Source organism: Roseateles sp. (genome assembly GCF_036404855.1).
GTDB lineage: Bacteria > Pseudomonadota > Gammaproteobacteria > Burkholderiales > Burkholderiaceae_C > Pelomonas.
This window is the reverse complement of record NZ_DASWYS010000006.1, coordinates 1-15,126: the sequence shown is the minus strand read 5'-3', so window position 1 is coordinate 15,126 and position 15,126 is coordinate 1. Positions and strand designations below refer to the sequence as shown.

Annotated in this window: 12 protein-coding genes; 1 reads left to right on the top strand and 11 read right to left on the bottom strand. The window is 68.6% G+C overall.

The window, feature by feature from the left end; genetic code table 11:
* The 3 genes from VGF12_RS00340 to VGF12_RS00330 form a co-directional block, all read right to left on the bottom strand.
* The coding region (locus VGF12_RS00340; RefSeq protein WP_331174058.1) for a winged helix-turn-helix domain-containing protein at nucleotides 1–1,037 on the bottom strand (1,037 nt) is incomplete at its 3' end.
* A gap of 112 nt (nucleotides 1,038–1,149) precedes the next feature.
* The gene (locus VGF12_RS00335; protein WP_331174057.1) at nucleotides 1,150–2,715 is read right to left on the bottom strand and encodes a methyl-accepting chemotaxis protein; all 1,566 of its coding nucleotides are present in this window, start codon (nucleotides 2,713–2,715) and stop codon (nucleotides 1,150–1,152) included.
* 157 nt (nucleotides 2,716–2,872) lie between these two features.
* A complete protein-coding gene (locus VGF12_RS00330) occupies nucleotides 2,873–3,106 on the bottom strand; it encodes a DUF1653 domain-containing protein (protein WP_331174056.1) in 234 nt (77 codons plus the stop codon).
* Nucleotides 3,107–3,183: 77 nt separating this feature from the next.
* Between VGF12_RS00330 and VGF12_RS00325 the strand changes: the two genes are divergently transcribed.
* Nucleotides 3,184–4,218 (top strand): LD-carboxypeptidase, encoded by a 1,035-nt coding sequence (locus VGF12_RS00325; RefSeq protein WP_331174055.1) that lies wholly within the window; start codon nucleotides 3,184–3,186, stop codon nucleotides 4,216–4,218.
* Here the strand turns inward: VGF12_RS00325 and dacB are convergent.
* From dacB to VGF12_RS00285, 8 genes are all read right to left on the bottom strand, one after another.
* Nucleotides 4,215–5,648, bottom strand: a complete 1,434-nt coding sequence (gene dacB, locus VGF12_RS00320; protein WP_331174054.1) for a D-alanyl-D-alanine carboxypeptidase/D-alanyl-D-alanine endopeptidase — start codon at nucleotides 5,646–5,648, stop codon at nucleotides 4,215–4,217. The genes VGF12_RS00325 and dacB overlap by 4 nt on opposite strands.
* Complete coding sequence (locus VGF12_RS00315) at nucleotides 5,648–6,580, bottom strand: ornithine cyclodeaminase family protein (protein ID WP_331174053.1); 933 nt, start codon at nucleotides 6,578–6,580, stop codon at nucleotides 5,648–5,650. The genes dacB and VGF12_RS00315 overlap by 1 nt, the downstream gene beginning before the upstream one ends.
* An 82-nt stretch (nucleotides 6,581–6,662) precedes the next feature.
* A complete protein-coding gene (locus VGF12_RS00310) occupies nucleotides 6,663–9,527 on the bottom strand; it encodes a TonB-dependent receptor domain-containing protein (protein WP_331174052.1) in 2,865 nt (954 codons plus the stop codon).
* 299 nt (nucleotides 9,528–9,826) lie between these two features.
* Nucleotides 9,827–10,741 (bottom strand): LD-carboxypeptidase, encoded by a 915-nt coding sequence (locus VGF12_RS00305; protein WP_331174051.1) that lies wholly within the window; start codon nucleotides 10,739–10,741, stop codon nucleotides 9,827–9,829.
* Nucleotides 10,720–11,805: a serine hydrolase gene (locus tag VGF12_RS00300; protein WP_331174050.1), complete on the bottom strand. Its 1,086-nt coding sequence runs from the start codon at nucleotides 11,803–11,805 to the stop codon at nucleotides 10,720–10,722. Before VGF12_RS00300 ends, VGF12_RS00305 begins: the two co-directional genes overlap by 22 nt.
* Nucleotides 11,802–13,043, bottom strand: a complete 1,242-nt coding sequence (locus VGF12_RS00295; protein ID WP_331174049.1) for a D-amino acid dehydrogenase — start codon at nucleotides 13,041–13,043, stop codon at nucleotides 11,802–11,804. The genes VGF12_RS00300 and VGF12_RS00295 overlap by 4 nt, the downstream gene beginning before the upstream one ends.
* Nucleotides 13,044–13,166: 123 nt before the next feature.
* Complete coding sequence (locus VGF12_RS00290) at nucleotides 13,167–14,033, bottom strand: hypothetical protein (RefSeq protein ID WP_331174048.1); 867 nt, start codon at nucleotides 14,031–14,033, stop codon at nucleotides 13,167–13,169.
* A 9-nt stretch (nucleotides 14,034–14,042) separates the two neighbouring features.
* On the bottom strand, nucleotides 14,043–15,126 hold a 1,084-nt coding region (locus VGF12_RS00285; RefSeq protein ID WP_331174047.1), incomplete at its 5' end, for an amino acid aminotransferase.

Below are 15,126 nucleotides of genomic sequence, written 5' to 3'. Positions count from 1 at the left end.
ACCAGGGCCAGCGCCTGCTCCGTCTCGCCGCAACGCGCCAGCACATAGGGCTGAGTGGCGCGCACATAGGACGGCGCGTCGGCACGCGCCAGCAACTGCAGCGAAGGCGCGACCAGCTCGGGGCCAGGCCAGTGACTGGCGCGCAGCAGCAGGCGCTGGCTGATGGCGATGGCGCTGTCCGGATGGTCCAGTTCGGCACGCTCGACCTCGCGCAGCGCGGCCTCGGTCTGGCCGGCATATCCAAGGGCGCGGGACAGCATCACGCGCGGGTAGACGGCAAAGGGTCGCTGCGCCACCGCGCGCCGCAGCACCTCCACTGCCTCGCTGCTGCGGCCTGTGGCGAGCAGATGCCAGCCGAACAGCGGCAGCAGCTCGGCATCGTCGGGCTGCTCGCGGTAGGCCGAGCGAAACAGCCGCTCGGCGTCGTCGAAGCGCCAGTCCATGTCAGCCAGCCAGGCGCGTGCAACGCGCAGGCCGCTGGCACTGGCGTCGTGGCGCTCCGCGGCATCCAGCTCGGCCTGGGCCTCGCCCACCGTCACCCCCAGCTCCGCGGCCATGCCCCAGCCCACAGCGGCGCCGATGGTGGCAGCCAGCGACACGCGGGCTGGTGCGTAGTCGGGGTACTCGGTCGCGATGGCGCGCAACACCGTCAGCGCGCGGCTCATGGCGCGCGGCGTCCCATGCTGGGACAGCTCCCAGGCGTGCAGATAGGCCTCGACGACGTCCGGCGGCGCCTTGACGACGGCCAGCATGCGGCTGTGCACGGCGGGCTCGGGCTGCACCAGCCGGTAGCCGAAGCCGTAGATGGCTTCGATCCTCACGTTGGGCAGTGCGCGTCGCAACTGGCTGATACAGCGCGTCAAGCTGTCGTCCGATACCGCTGAGCCGCGCCAGGCATGCTGGACGATGTCGGCCTTGCTGACTGCCAGCGGCTGGGCGCGGATCATCAGCGCCAGCACCGCGCTTTCCTTGGGGGGCAGGAACAGCGGCGCGTCCTGCCAAGTGGGCAAGCCGTCCGGCGTCAGGTCCAGGGCCATGGCGCGTCGTCGTCCGAATCGCAAACCGCGCCCGCGATGGCGGACGCCTGTCCTGCACTCTAGACCAGCGGCACGCCGGCTCACCCGCAGGGCGGCGGGTTTTTGCCGTCGGTCAGGTCGCGGACAGCGTGGGGTCGATGCGGAACACCGACACCGCCTCGGTCAGCAGCTGCGCCTGCTGGCTGAGGCTGTCCGCCGCCGCTGCGCTTTCCTCGACGAGGGCAGCATTCTGCTGCGTGACCTGGTCGAGCTGCATGATGGCGTCGCCGACCTGGCCGATGCCCTGGGACTGCTCGTTGCTGGCCGCGCCGATCTCGCCCATGAGATCACTGACGCGGCGCACCTGGGACAGGATCTCGGCCATGGTTCGGCCGGCGGCGTCCACCAGGCCGGTGCCCTGCTCGACGGTCGCGACGCTCTGGCCGATCAGCACCTTGATCTCCTTGGCCGCATCGGCCGAGCGGCTTGCCAGCGCGCGCACCTCGGAGGCCACCACCGCAAAGCCGCGCCCCTGCTCGCCGGCACGTGCCGCCTCGACCGCAGCGTTCAGAGCCAGGATGTTGGTCTGGAAGGCAATGCCGTCGATGACACCAATGATGTCGGCGATCTTCTTCGAGCTGTCGGACACGCGGCCCATCATCTCGACGACCTGGCCGACCACCTCTCCTCCCTGCGACGCCACCGTCGAGGCAGTGGCCGACAGCTGCGTGGCCTGGCGGGCGGTGTCGGCGTTCTGCTGCACGGTGACGGTCAGCTGCTCCATGGACGCGGCCGTCTGCTGCAGGTTGGAGGCCTGTTCCTCGGTACGCTGCGACAGGTCGGCGTTGCCGGTGGCGATCTGAGAAGAACCGGTCGCGATGGAGTCGGAACTGGCGCGGACGCGCTCGATCAGCCGCGTCAGACTGCCGGTCATGTCCTGCAGCGCCTGCATGAGCTGGCCGGTCTCGTCGCGGCTGCTGACGACGATGCGGCGCGTCAGGTCGCCAGAGGCAACGCTGCGGGCGACCTCGACGGCCTCCTGGAGCGAGCGCGAGATCAGGCGAGCCACGCTCAGCGCCAGCACCAAGCCCAGCACCACGCACACGACGACCGTCCCAATGACCCAGCCGCGCGCACTGGCGTAGAGCGTGTCACCCAGGCTGTTGGCCTCGTCGGCGCCGGCCTCGTTGATCTTGACGATCTCCTGGATGCGCTCCTCCATGACCTTGAAGTTCTCGCGCGCTGCTCCCCGCAACAGCGTCAGCGCCTCGCCGGTCTTGTGCTCGTTTGAAAGCACCAGCACGTTGGCGTGCTCGCTCATGTAGGCCGTGAACCGCGCGCCGAACTCTTCATACGCCTTCTTCTCCGCGGGCTCCGACAGCGTGGCCTCGTAGGCCTTGCGGTCCGCGGCGAGCTTGGCGAGCAGGCTGGTCAGGGACTCTTCGTAGGATTTCTTGGCCCGCTCATCCTCGGCCAGTACGTGCTGCAGCGATTCGGAGCGGATGCGGGCGAGGTCGTAGCGGATGTCGCCGGCGGACTTGACGGCCGGCAGCCAGTTCGTGGCCAGATCGGTGGCCGTCTGGTTCACGCGCGCCAGCTCAATGACCGAGAACACGCCGAGCCCGGCGGTCAACAGCAACACAGCGACGAACGACACCACCAGCTTGCTGGCGATCTTCAGGTCATAAAACCACTTCATGAGACGGGTCCTGGGGTTGTGTTGGCGCGTCGTCCGGCACGCATCGACAGCGGCGGCGGCAAAGCACAACATCGTAGAAACCCTGATCCCCTGAGATCCTGATGGAAAACTGATGGAGACCCGATCCCGGCCACGGGCCCGTGACTTTGTGCCGGGGTCAGCCGACGTACTCGAAGCGCTGACGCTGGCGGCCGTCCACCTCCAGCATGCCGGTGAACATCTCAAAGGGCCTGACCCACCAGCCGCTGTCGTTGTAGAGCGGCCGGTAGACGACCATCGCCTCCAGCGTTTCGCTGTGGCGGGCGACGGCGAGCACCTCATACTCGCCACCCTTGTAGTGGCGGTAGCGTCCGGGCCGGAGGGTTGGCAGCGTGGGCAGGTTGTCGTTCATGCACGGATTGGAATACATCGGCCGCGCGTGCTGCGCGGAGCGCTCGCGAGAATGGCCCCTTCACTGCAGGACTGCCCATGACGACCTCCCGCCGCCACCTTCTGCAACTGGGTACCACCGCCGGCCTGCTGGCTGCGGCCCGCCCCGCTACCGCCGCAGGTGGCGCGCTGCTGGCGTCACGCCTGCGCCCAGGCGACACGCTGGGCCTGGTCAGCCCGGCCAACGCCACCTTCGAGCGCGAGCCGCTGAAGATCGCCACCGAGTCCCTGCAGGCACTGGGCTTCAAGGTCAAGCATGGCCCCAATGTCGCCGCGCGGCGTGGGCCGTTCGCCGGCACGGACGCCCAGCGCGCCGCCGACGTGAACGCGATGTTCGCCGACGACTCGGTGGCCGGCATCATTGCGATGACTGGCGGCTCGGGCTGCAACCGCATCGTCGACAAACTCGACTACGAGCTGATCCGTCGCAAGCCGAAGTTCTTCGGCGGCTTCAGCGACCTGACCAGCCTCGTCAACGCCATCCACCGCCAGACCGGGCTGGTTGCCTTCCACAGTCCGGTGGCCGTGTCGGAGTGGAACGACTACTCGGTGCAGAGCTTCAAGGCCATCGTCATGAACGCCGAGGCGGCGCTGCTGCGTAACCCGGCGGTGAAACCGGCGGACGACCTCGTCGTACGCGAGGAGCGCATCTCCACGCTGCGCGGCGGCAAGGCCCAGGGTCGGCTGGTCGGCGGCAACCTGACCGTACTGGCTTCGCTGGCCGGCACGCCCTACTTCCCCGACTGCCGCGGCGCGCTCCTCTTCCTCGAAGACATCAACGAGTACATCTACCGCATCGACCGCTGCCTGTCCACGCTGCGCCTGACCGGCGCATTGGGCCAACTGGCCGGCGTCGTGCTGGGCCGCTTCACCAAGTGCGAGCCCGGCGAAGGCTACGGCGCACTGACGCTGGACGAGGTTTTCGACGACTACTTCCTGCCGCTGGGCGTGCCCGTCTACCGCGGCGCGGCCATCGGTCACATCAAGCGCAAGCTGACGGTGCCGGTGGGGGCGATGGCGGAGATGGACGCGGACGCCGGAACGATCAGGTTGCTGGCGCCGGCGGTCGCCTAGCGCTGTTCCGCCACCCAGTTCACCAGCGCATCCAGCACCGGCCGGCCCTTGCGCGCAGCCTCCGGGTGATTGAGCAGCGCAACGAAGACCCAGGGCCTGCCACTCGCGTCCGGCACGAAGCCGGCCAGGCCCACGGCATCACGCAATGTGCCAGTCTTGAGCCGAGCCTGACCGGTGGCCGGGCCGTCCTTGAGCCGGCGGGACAGCGTGCCGTCCACGCCCGCGATGGGCAGTGTCGCCAGCAGCTCCGGCGCCTGCGAGCCGCGCTGGCCCGCGCGCAGCACGCCGGCCAGCAGGGCCGGGCTGACCCGCTCGCTGCGCGACAGGCCCGAACCGTTGTCCAGCACCAGGGCCGCAGCGTCGACGGCGTGCGCCGCCAACCACTGCCGCACGACGCGCTCGGATGCCGCCAGCGTGGCCTCGCCGGGCTGGGCAGCCTGCGCGCCCAGCTGCAGGTAGACCAGGCGGGTCAGCGCGTTGTCGCTGCGCTTCATGACACCGCGCAGCACCTCGGCCAGCGGCCGGCCACGGTGCGTGGCCAGCACGGCGGCGCCGGCCGGTGCCGGGCCTTCCGCATCGGTCGGCCCCATCGTGCCACCCAGCTCGGCCCAGAACTGGCGCACCATGTGCGTCACCAGCCATTGCCGGTCGACGATCTGAAGCGGCGCGCGCTGGCGGCAGCCCGACGGGAAGGCGCCCTGCAGCTTCAGCGCCAGACCCTCAGCGGTGGGCTGCACGACAGCGGACTTCCAGTCCTCGTCCCAGTCCTTGCAGGGCCGCGCGGAGAGCGTCATCGCGCCTGCATCCACGACCAGCCCCGGCAGGGCCGGCAGCGTGCGTGCGGCGACGCGGGTGGCGGTGGCCTGCAGCTCGAAATCCAGCAGGCTGCCGTTCAAATGCAGCGCATCGGGGATGACGTTGTAGTCGAACTCGGGCGCTTCGTCGAAAGGCGGCAGGCCCACGTCCAGACGCGCGGGGCTGAAGAGGCTGCGGTCTACGAGCAGCCCGCCGCGGATCTCGCGCACGCCGCTCTCGCGCAGTTGGCGCAGCAGCCACCACAGCGCCGGCCAGTCCAGGTCGGGGTCGGCACCGCCACGAAGGATCAGCGGGCCTTCAATGACCGATCCATTGAGGCCGTCGACAGGCGCTGCGGCCGACAGCAGCTCCGTGCGGCCGCGATGGTTGATGCCCAGCCGATCCAGCGCGACCGTGGCCGTGAGCAGCTTCATCGTCGAGGCCGGTGCCATCGCATCGTCCGCGCGTTGACGCAGTGCCGGGCGCGAGCCGTCCAGTGGCTGCAGCACGAAGCCCAGGCTGTCGGCAGGTAGGCCGGCCTTGTCCAGTGCCAACCGCACGGGGTCGGGCACAGGGGCCGGCACGCTGGCGCAGCCGGCCAGCACGAAGGCCATGGAGCACAGCCAGGCGCGCATCAGCAGGCTCCCAGGCGGTGGGCGACGAGGCGGGCCAGCGCCACGTCCTCCAGGCCGATACCGACGCTCTTGTAGACGACGATGTCCTGCGCGGTGCGCGGCCGCGGGTTCACGAGCAGTTCGCCCAATTCGACGAGGCGCTCAGGCGCGATGACGCCGGGCGCAGCCTGCACGATGTCTCCGGCCTCCTCACGTGCCGCTTCCAGCCATTCGACGGCGACAAGGGCCGCGCGGCCCAGCAGCGTATCGTCCAGCTCGCGCGCCTTGGCGGTGCTGGAGCCGACGGCCGCGACGAAGGTGCCGGGCCTGACAAGCCCACCATCGAACAGCGGCACCGGCGAGCGGGTGGCCGTCGCGATGACGTCCGCTTGCGACGCCGCAGTGGCGGCATCCACGGCCTGCACCGGCAGGCCCACCGTCGCCGCCAGCTCGGCCGCAAAGGCCTCGGAACCCGAGCGTGCGCAGACGAGCACACGCTCGAAGCGGCGCACGCGGCACAGCGCTTCGACATGCGCCCGGCCCTGGATGCCGGCGCCGTAGACGGCCAGTGTCCGCGCATCGGGCAGCGCCAGCAGGTCGACCGCCACGGCGGTGGCCGCAGCCGTGCGCAGCCTCGTGAATTCGTTGGCCTCCAGCGTCGCGATGGCTTCGCCGGTGTCGGCCGAGAACAGGCTGACGAGGAAGTTGTATTTGCCGTTGCGCGCCGAATAGACCTTGGTGCCCAACACGGCGGGCAGCGCGCCCTCGGCGTCCAGGATGGCACCCATGGCACTGATGGCCAGCGAGGCGCCGCCGATGGACGTGGTGGCGCGATGCCGCGCCAGCACTTGCGCCTGTCCGCGGCCATGCTGGAGGAAGGCGTCGCGAAGCGCGGCGATGGCGCTGGGCAAATCGAGAACGGTGGCGACCTGGGCTTCGGTGATGGACTGCATAGCGAAAGGGACGCTTCGGCGCGCGTCGGATCGGAAGACGAAAAAGCCCCCATGAGGGGGCTTGAACAGGGACGGGGTGAGCTTACTCCGTGGCCCAGCGGAACGAGATGCCCCAAGTGCGGCCCCGCGGATCAGCCACGCGCGGATCCCAACCGGCACCGGCGGCGCTGTCGGCGTTGTGCCAGGTGAACGGCGGCTGCTTGTCGGCGAGGTTGATGAGGCTGCCGGTGATCGTCAGACCCTTGAAGCCGCTGTAGCTGCCCACCAGGTTGAACGTCGAGTAGGCCTTGACCGTGCGGGTGTAGGGCTCGTTGCTGGTGTAGTTGGCGCCGCCGGCGGCCGTCGGACCACGGTTCTGGTCTTCATAGCTGTCACGGTAGATGCCCGAAAGCGTGACGTTCCAGGGACCGCTGCGGTAGCCGACGCTGCCGTTCAGACGCCAGGGCAGGTACAGCGTGGTGTTGCTCCACTTGCCCACGTACTCGATGAACGGTGCGTTGTCGCGGGTCTGCTCCTTGTTGCTGATCATCTTCGTGCCGTTCATCGACGTCGTGACACGACCGTCGAGAGCGTCGAACACATAGGTCGCACCGAAGTCCACACCCTTGGTCTTGCTGCCCGCGGAGTTGACCCAGCCGGCCTGGATGTAGTCGACGACGCCCAACGAATTGCGAACGAAGTTGTCCTTGTAAATCTCGTAGTTCGAGATCATCTCGGTCGTGCTGAGCGAGCGGATGCGATCACTCATGGTGATCTGCCAGTAGTCCACCGAGGCCTGGAAATTCTTGCTCGGCGCGAACACGAAGCCGGCCGTGGCCTGGCGCGACTCCTCGGGCTTCAGGTTGGGGTTGCCGCCAGCGCGATAGGGCATGCTCAGGCGTGCGCACTGCGAGGCATCGGTGGGGTTGTTGATGTCGGCACACAGCACCGGATCGCGGAACTGGCCGGTCAGCTGGGATTCGACCACGCCCTGGTTGATCTGCTGGGGCGTCGGCGCGCGGAAGCCGGTGTTGGCCGAGGCACGCAGCAGCAACGTGTCGATGGGCGTGTACTTGATGCCGATCTTGGGGTTGGTCGTGCCGCCGATGGCCTGGTAGCGGTCATAGCGGGCCTGCAGTGTGACCTCCATGCCCTTGATTGGGCGGGTCACCAGTTCACCGAAAACGGCGCCGATCTTGCGCGACAGGCTGGGCGAGGAGCTGTTGCCCGGGCAGCCAAAGGTCAGCGCGGCGTTGTCATAGGTGCCCAGCGTGGTGGCGGTGATGCTATCCACACAGAGGAAGTTCTTCGAGCCCGAGAACTCATAGGACTCCTGGCGGGCATTGACGCCCACCGCGAACTCCACCGGGCCAGCCAGGAAGTTGCCCAGCGGGCCCGAGAGCGTGGCGTCGAACTGCTTGACGCTGGTCTTGCCGTCGTAGATCTTGCCGCGCATCTGCATGTCTTCGAAGGCAGCGACGACGTCGGCCGACTGGGTCTGACCCTGCATGATGAAGGGGTTGTACTTGCCCGAGGCCAGCAGGTCCACCAGCTTCTTGGTGTTGAAGAAGCCATTGATCAGGGTGGCCGTGCTCTTGGACTCGCCGTAGCCGGCGCCCACCGAATAGTCGAACTCACCGATGCTGCCTTCCACCGACGTCTGCACGCGCAGGTTCTTGGTTTCGTTCTCGCGGATGCGGAAGCCCAGGTCGTTCAGGAAGTTGACGCGGTAGGCGATGGGCAGGTTCGGATTGAAGTCCGCCGCATTCACCAGCTGCTTCATGTTCAGGTAGTACGGGCTGCTGGTCTGCAGATTCGTGTTGGAGGTGGTGACCGCCTTGGTGACCGGGTTGGTGTAGGTGGTGTTGCCCGTGCTGATCTGCGTCGGAGAGTACTCGGCGCGGTTCTTCACGTCCGACGCCATCACCTCGATGGCGGCACGATGGCTGTCATTGATGTTGAACGTGCCGCGCAGCATGCCGTTCACGGATTCCTGCGGCGAAGTGAGCATGTAGTTGCGGCCGTAGTCGCGAGTGCAGCGGTACTTGGCGTTGGCCTGGGTGTAGCCGAACAGGTTCCAGATCTGGATGTTGGGCGCCATCGGCACCTGGTTCGCGATGGACTCGCACTCGCCGCGGATGGCCAGCAGGTTGAGGTTGGTGTACTTGGTCGGGTCACCGGTGCCCACCGTCGTGCCGGTCGTGGCCAGGGCCGTGTTGGCCTGGGCAATGATGTTGGCGTGGATCGAGCTGGAGCTGTCGGGCGTCAGGAACAGGTCGGGCTGATAGCCGGTGGCCCAGGGGCGGTCGGTGCCGCGCAGGATGCGCCGGTTGTCCACCGTCAGGGTGCCCATCACGTTGAAGCCGTCGCGGGCCAGGTCACCCCAGCCGGCCGAGCCGGACAGGCGGGACGACTGGCCACCGCCCGAGGCTTCCGGGGTGAAGTAGTTGCCGCTCAGCGACACGCCCTGGTAGCTGGTCTTGGTGATGAAGTTGATGACGCCACCGATGGCGTCCGTACCGTAAATGGCCGATGCGCCGTCCTTCAGCACTTCGACGCGCTCGATGGCGTCCATCGGGATGGTGTTCAGGTCCACCGAACCGCCGCTCATGCCGTGCGTGGAGACGCGACGACCGTTCAGCAGCACCAGCGTGCCGGTGGGACCGATACCGCGCAGGTTGGCGAAGTTGGCGCCGCCAAAGGTCTTCTCGCCGTCGCCACCGAACACGGCGTTGTTGGTGACCTGATTGGTCTGGCCGCCGACGTTGGACGACAGGCTGTCGACGAGCTGGTCCACACTGGTCAGGCCCAGCTGACGAGCCTGCATGGCGGTGATGACCTCGATGGGCATCGCCTTCTCGTCGGCCAGGCGCTTGATGCTCGAGCCGGTGATGGTGATCTTCTCAAGCTTCGAAGCCGAAGCAGGCTGCGCGTCGGCGGCCGCCTGGGCCAGGACGGCGCTGCTCATGCAAAGGAGGGCTGCCGCGCATGCAATTCGAGTGGGTTTCATCAATAGCTCCTGCAATTAACTACGTTGACACGATGATTGCCGCAAGCTACGTCCAACGCCCAGAGGGTGCTCCCTGGGTCGTGGCTTTCATGACGATCACGCTTTGAAAACCGGGCATAACCTGTGCGAATGGGCCGGCTGTCAGGCAGGGCGTACGAGGGCATCGCCACCGTGACGAAGTACCGCCGCGACAGCGCTTTCGCAAGCCTTGGGCACCGGGGCTCAGCCCAGCGTCATCGCAAGGCCTGGCACCGCCCTCAACCCAGCGTCAGCGTGCGGGAAGCAACGTCCATGACGGCCGGCACGCCCAGCGGCAGGGGCCGGTTGGGCTGACCATGCCCCGAGGGCCAGCCGGCCAGCACGGGGCAGCGCAGCCGCGCCAGGTGGTCGGCCAACACGGCGTCCGAGCTCTTCTCCGCACCGCTGAAGCTGCCAACCAGCAGGCCGGCGATGCGCTCCAGCACGCCGGCCAGGCGCAACTGGCTCAGCATGCGGTCGACGCGATAGGGCTCCTCACTGATGTCCTCGACGAAGAGCAGCGCGCCCTCGACGTCCGGCATGAACGGTGTGCCGAGCAACGCGCAGAACATTGCGAGGTTGCCGCCGATCAGCCTGCCTCGCACCGGCCCAGTGCGGTCACCCTGGCTGAGGTCATGTGGCGTAGCTTGCCCGACGACGTCACCGGCCCGCCAACCACGGGCCAGGCCCCGAAACAGTGCCTCCGTGTCGGGCCCAGCACCGGGTTGCCCCCAATCGCTGGCCGGCATCGGCGCATGCAGGGAGGCGATGCCGGCGCGGTCGCGCAGCGCGTGCAGCACGGTCAGGTCGCTGTAGCCGATCAGCAGCTTGCGGCTGGCCGCGAGCAGGTCGAGGTCCACGCGGTCCAGCAGGCGGATGCAGCCCGAGCCACCTCGCAGCGCAAGCACGGCGTCGTAGCGTGCGTCGGCAAAGGCCGTATGCACATCGGCCAGCCGCACGGCGTCCGGCGCGGCGAGGAAGTCCAGCGGCGGCGGGCCAAAGCAGCTGGGCAGCAGATGAGGCTGGTAGCCGCGTTCACGCAACCAACCCTCAACGGGGTCGAGCTGCCCCGGCTCGGGCGGGCCGGCCGGTGCGATAACGGCAATGCCGGCGCCGGGGCGCAGCGGAGGGATCAGGAATTCGCTTTCAGCCATGCATGCACCGCGCCGCCCAGGGCGGGCAGCTTCCAGGTCGTCGACGCCTCGGGGTGGGGCGCGTAGCGACTGCCGAGGCTGGTCGTCACGGCGATCAGGTAGTGCAGCCCGCCGTCGTGCACGATGCCGGCGTCACTGCCGTAGTTCTGCGTGCCACCGGTCTTGTGAGCGAAGCGTGCGGGGATGCCCGGCACCCAGCCAGGCAGCGCACGCAGTGATTCGCTGCTGAGGACCTGGTGCAGTTTCTGCGCGTCCAGCGCGCTACGGATGACGGCGCGGCTGGCGACGCTCACGAGCGGTGGCACGGCCGGCGCGTCAGCATCCAGGCGCCACATCAGGCGAAGCGCGTCCCAGGCCGTCATCTGGATCTGGCCCACGCCCGAGCCCGCCGCATTGCCCCAGCCGCCATCGGGGCGGGTATTGGCGATCATCAGGCCGGCGAGGCCCTGCGCGGCAAAGAGCGCATGCATCTCGTTGTGCACCTCGCGGCCACCTTCTCGGCGTATGCCTCCGCGCGCATGCAAATGGGCCACCAGGGCGGAGGTGGCCTCGTTGCTGCTGACGGTGATCATGTCAAACAGCCAGTCGCCCACGGGCCGGGTCTTGCCTGCGTAGGCCAGCGGCAGCGCCCAGTCGCTGCGGCCGCTGTCCACCAGCAGGCCCACCCCGACGGCGACCATGGTCTTCAGCAGCGAAGCCGGATAGGGTGCGACGAACCTCGGCCCGTGGCCGAACCAGCGCGGGAAGTCGATGCGCGACCAGTCCGCGCCCGGCAGCCAGGCGTACGAATCCCCCGCGGCATCGCGCACGTCGGCGTGGAAGCCGATGTTGGCGACGGCGCCGGACGCGCCATCGAAGCGCGCGATCAGTCCCTGCGGATGCTCCCGCGAGAACAGCACGTTGGCGCCCACCGGCGCAGTGGCGCGCGGGAAGACAACCACGGCGAGGTCGACACTGGGATGCCAGCCGAGTGGCGCACCGTTCTGCAGGCTGTCGGCGGTCGTCTCGAAGCGCTGCGCCAGCACCGCGGCGCGCAGGGCTTCGGCGAGGTCGTCGGCCGTCACAGCGTCAGGCCGTCGAGTGGCAACGGGCTGGCGTTGCCCGAGACGAGTTCGGCCACGATGTTCGCAGTCGCGAAGGAGAAGGTGAAGCCCAGTGCGCCATGACCCACATTGAGCCACAGCCCGGGCTGGCCGCTGGGGCCGAGGATGGGCGCGCCACTCGGCGTGGCCGGGCGCAGGCCAGCCCAGGGCGTGGCGTGGTCGTAGTCCGCGGCGTTCGGGAAGGTGGCGCGCACCGATCGCTGCAGCGAGGCCAAGCGCCCCGCATCCAGGCTGAGGTCGTCACCGACGAGGTCCACCATGGCAGCCACGCGCAACTCCTGGCCGATGCGGGCGTAGAGGATCTTCCTCTCGAAGTCGGTCACACTGACCTCGGGCGGGCGGTGGCCGGGCTGGATGGGCGCGGTCAGGCTGTAGCCCTTCAGCGGATAGATCGGCAGCTCGACACCGGCGGTCGCGGCGAGCGTGCGGCTATGCAGGCCGGCGGCGAGGATGGTCGCGTCGGCTGCGACATCGCCCTCGGTCGTGCGCACGCCCCGTACGCCGCCCTGGCCGTCGCGCAGGAAACCGCTGACCGTGGCACCCAGCTGGCCGCGGAAGCCCTCGTGCTCGCGCAGCCGCGCATGCAGTTCGGTGCAGAAGGCGTGGCAGTCGGCCACCGCCTCGCCAGGCGTGAAGATGCCGCCGGCGAGCGTCGCCTCACTGTCCGCCAGCGCCGGCTCCAAGGCCACACATTCGTCGTGCGACAGGGCCTGCTCGGCGCCACTGCCATTGACGCGCGCGGCAACACGTGCGAACTCGGCCGGCTTGCGGTACACGACCAGCTTGCCCGGCGCGCGCAGCGCGATGGCATCCAGTTGAGCTTCGGCCTGCAGCCGTGCGAATGCGTTCTGGCTGTAAGCCCCCAGTGCCAGCAGGCGCTCGGTGGCGCGACGGTTGACCGGGCCGCGGCAGTTGCGCAGGAAGGCGATCAGCCAGGACCACTGCGCCCAACTCGCCTCGGGCTTGAAGCGCAACGGGCCGTCGGGATCCAGCAGCCAGCGCAGCGCCTTCAGCGGCACGCCGGCGTCGGCCAGCGGCGACACGTATCGATAGCTCAGCTGGCCCCCATTGGCGCGGCTGGCGCCTTGTGCCACCTCGGCCTCGCGCTCGACCAGCGTCACGCCGTGGCCCCTTTCCAGCAGCGCCCAAGCCGTGGTCAAGCCCACGACGCCACCGCCAATCACCACGCAATGCTTCATCCTGCCGCTACGAGCCTCATACAGCGGCGCAGGGTAAGAGAGGGGAGCCGCCCTCAGCCAATGAAAGCCAGCGCGCCATCCATAACCAGCAGGCATTCACGGCCTGACGCCACGAGCGGGCGTTCAGAGCCCCGGCGTGGGCTGGTTGCGGCGCCGGAAGAAGTTGTCGATGGGGTCGCGATACAGGCTGCGGACATCGGCCGGCAGCTCAGCCATCAGACCTTCACGCAGCATGGCTGCGCCCTCGGGAGTGCCTAGCACAGCGTCGATGCGCCGGATCGCAGCCTGGCCCCACAGCGTGCGCGGGCAGGCCACACCGCTGATGACGGGCTCCATCGCGCCGCGAATGGGCAGCATGGCCAGTTCCGCCACCTCGGGTTGCCCCTGAGCCTGCGCCGCCAGCACGTTAGGGAATTCGAGGGCGTAGTCGGCACGCCCCTGCAACAGCATGGGCAACAGGTTGCTGCCGAAATCGCCCGCGGTGACGCGGCGCAGCGCCACCTGTGCCGCCGGCTTCAGAAGCTGCGCATCCAGCGTCGGGCCGTAGCTGCGACCTTGGACGACAACGCCTTGCAGGCGGCTGTCGGCCAGCAAGGCGGTCAGGTCCACCCGGCCTGCGGCGTCCACCGGCAGGGCGGCGGCCCGGTCGCGCCGCGTGATCAGCTGCAGCGGAGGCATCAGCCAGGTATTGCTGAAATAGGCCAGTTCCTCGCGTTGCGCCGAACGCACGGCGGCGGCATGGCAGACCTGGTCGCCACGCTCGATGAGCATCCAGCTGCGCTTGGCGTTGGCGATGACGCGCTCATGCGTGATGCCCGGCAGGCGCGCGCTGACCCAGTCGATGAGGCGGTCAGACGGCCGTGCGCCGCGGGGGCCGCGCGAGGCGACGGTGTCGCCTGCGAGCCACGTGATGTGATCCACCACCGGCTGCGCGGCCAGCGGGCCGGTACACAGCAGAGCTGCCGCGGCGACCCATATCTCGCGCAGCATGGCGGTGCCTCAGCCGCCCAGCACGGCGGCAAACGCCTGTGCCGTGGCCTCGACGTTGCGGGTGTTCAGACCGGCTACGCACATGCGACCGGATCGCAGGATGTAGACGCCGAACTCCGTCTTCAGCCGCTCCGCCTGGTCGGGCGTCAGCCCGGTGTAGCTGAACATGCCACGCTGCGTCAGGAAGTAGGAGAAGTCGCGGCCCGGCAGCTTGGCGGCGAGCACGTCATGCAGTTGGCGGCGCATGGCCTGGATGCGCTCGCGCATCTCGGCCACCTCGGCCTCCCACATCGCACGCAGCTTGGGATCAGTCAGCACCTTGGCGACGATCTGGCCGCCGTGCATCGGCGGGTTGGAGTAGTTGCGACGGATCATGAACTTGAGCTGCCCCAGCACGCGGGCCGCCTGATCGGCGTCCGGGCAGGCAACACTCAAGGCCCCACAGCGCTCGCCGTACAGACTCATGCTCTTGGAGAAGCTGTTGGCAATCAAGAAGGGCAGGCCTTCGTCGGCCAGCAGGCGAGGCGCGAAGGCGTCCTCCTCGATGCCGTCGCCATAGCCCTGGTAGGCCAGGTCCAAGAAGGGCAGCAGCTCGCGTTCGCGGAGGACGGGCACCAGGGCACGCCATTGATCATGGCTGAGGTCGACACCGGTGGGGTTGTGGCAGCAAGCGTGCAACAGGACGATGCTTCGCGCCGGCAGGGTCTTGAAGCAGGCCAGCAGCTCGTCGAAGCGCAGGCCGCCGGTAGCCGGGTCGTAGTAGGGATAGGTCTCGCAGACATGGCCCGAGCCTTCGAAGACGGCGCGGTGGTTGTCCCAGGTTGGCTCGGACAGATAGACCTTGCTGTCGGGGAAGTAGCGCTTCAGCAGATCGGCACCGACCTTGAGACCGCCGCTTGAGCCGACGCCCTGGATGGTGACGATGCGGCCGGCCTTGATCGCCGGATGCGCTGCGCCAAACAGCAGGGACTGCACCGCGCTGCGGAAGTTCGCGGCGCCTTCCATCGGCAGATAGGGCCGCGCGCCGGCGGCCTCCACGACAGCCAGCTCGGCAGCGCGCACCGAGGGCAGCATGGGAATGCGGCCCTCGTCA

Excerpts from the sequence above, each read along its gene's own strand:
- VGF12_RS00305 (WP_331174051.1), bottom strand. The coding sequence starts at position 10,741 with ATGGCTGAAAGCGAATTCCTGATCCCTCCGCTGCGCCCCGGCGCCGGC.
- VGF12_RS00315 (WP_331174053.1), bottom strand. The coding sequence starts at position 6,580 with ATGCAGTCCATCACCGAAGCCCAGGTCGCCACCGTTCTCGATTTGCCC.
- VGF12_RS00290 (WP_331174048.1), bottom strand. The coding sequence starts at position 14,033 with ATGCTGCGCGAGATATGGGTCGCCGCGGCAGCTCTGCTGTGTACCGGC.
- VGF12_RS00295 (WP_331174049.1), bottom strand. The coding sequence starts at position 13,043 with ATGAAGCATTGCGTGGTGATTGGCGGTGGCGTCGTGGGCTTGACCACG.
- dacB (WP_331174054.1), bottom strand. The coding sequence starts at position 5,648 with ATGCGCGCCTGGCTGTGCTCCATGGCCTTCGTGCTGGCCGGCTGCGCC.
- VGF12_RS00330 (WP_331174056.1), bottom strand. The coding sequence starts at position 3,106 with ATGAACGACAACCTGCCCACGCTGCCAACCCTCCGGCCCGGACGCTAC.
- VGF12_RS00310 (WP_331174052.1), bottom strand. The coding sequence starts at position 9,527 with ATGAGCAGCGCCGTCCTGGCCCAGGCGGCCGCCGACGCGCAGCCTGCT.
- VGF12_RS00325 (WP_331174055.1), top strand. The coding sequence starts at position 3,184 with ATGACGACCTCCCGCCGCCACCTTCTGCAACTGGGTACCACCGCCGGC.
- VGF12_RS00335 (WP_331174057.1), bottom strand. The coding sequence starts at position 2,715 with ATGAAGTGGTTTTATGACCTGAAGATCGCCAGCAAGCTGGTGGTGTCG.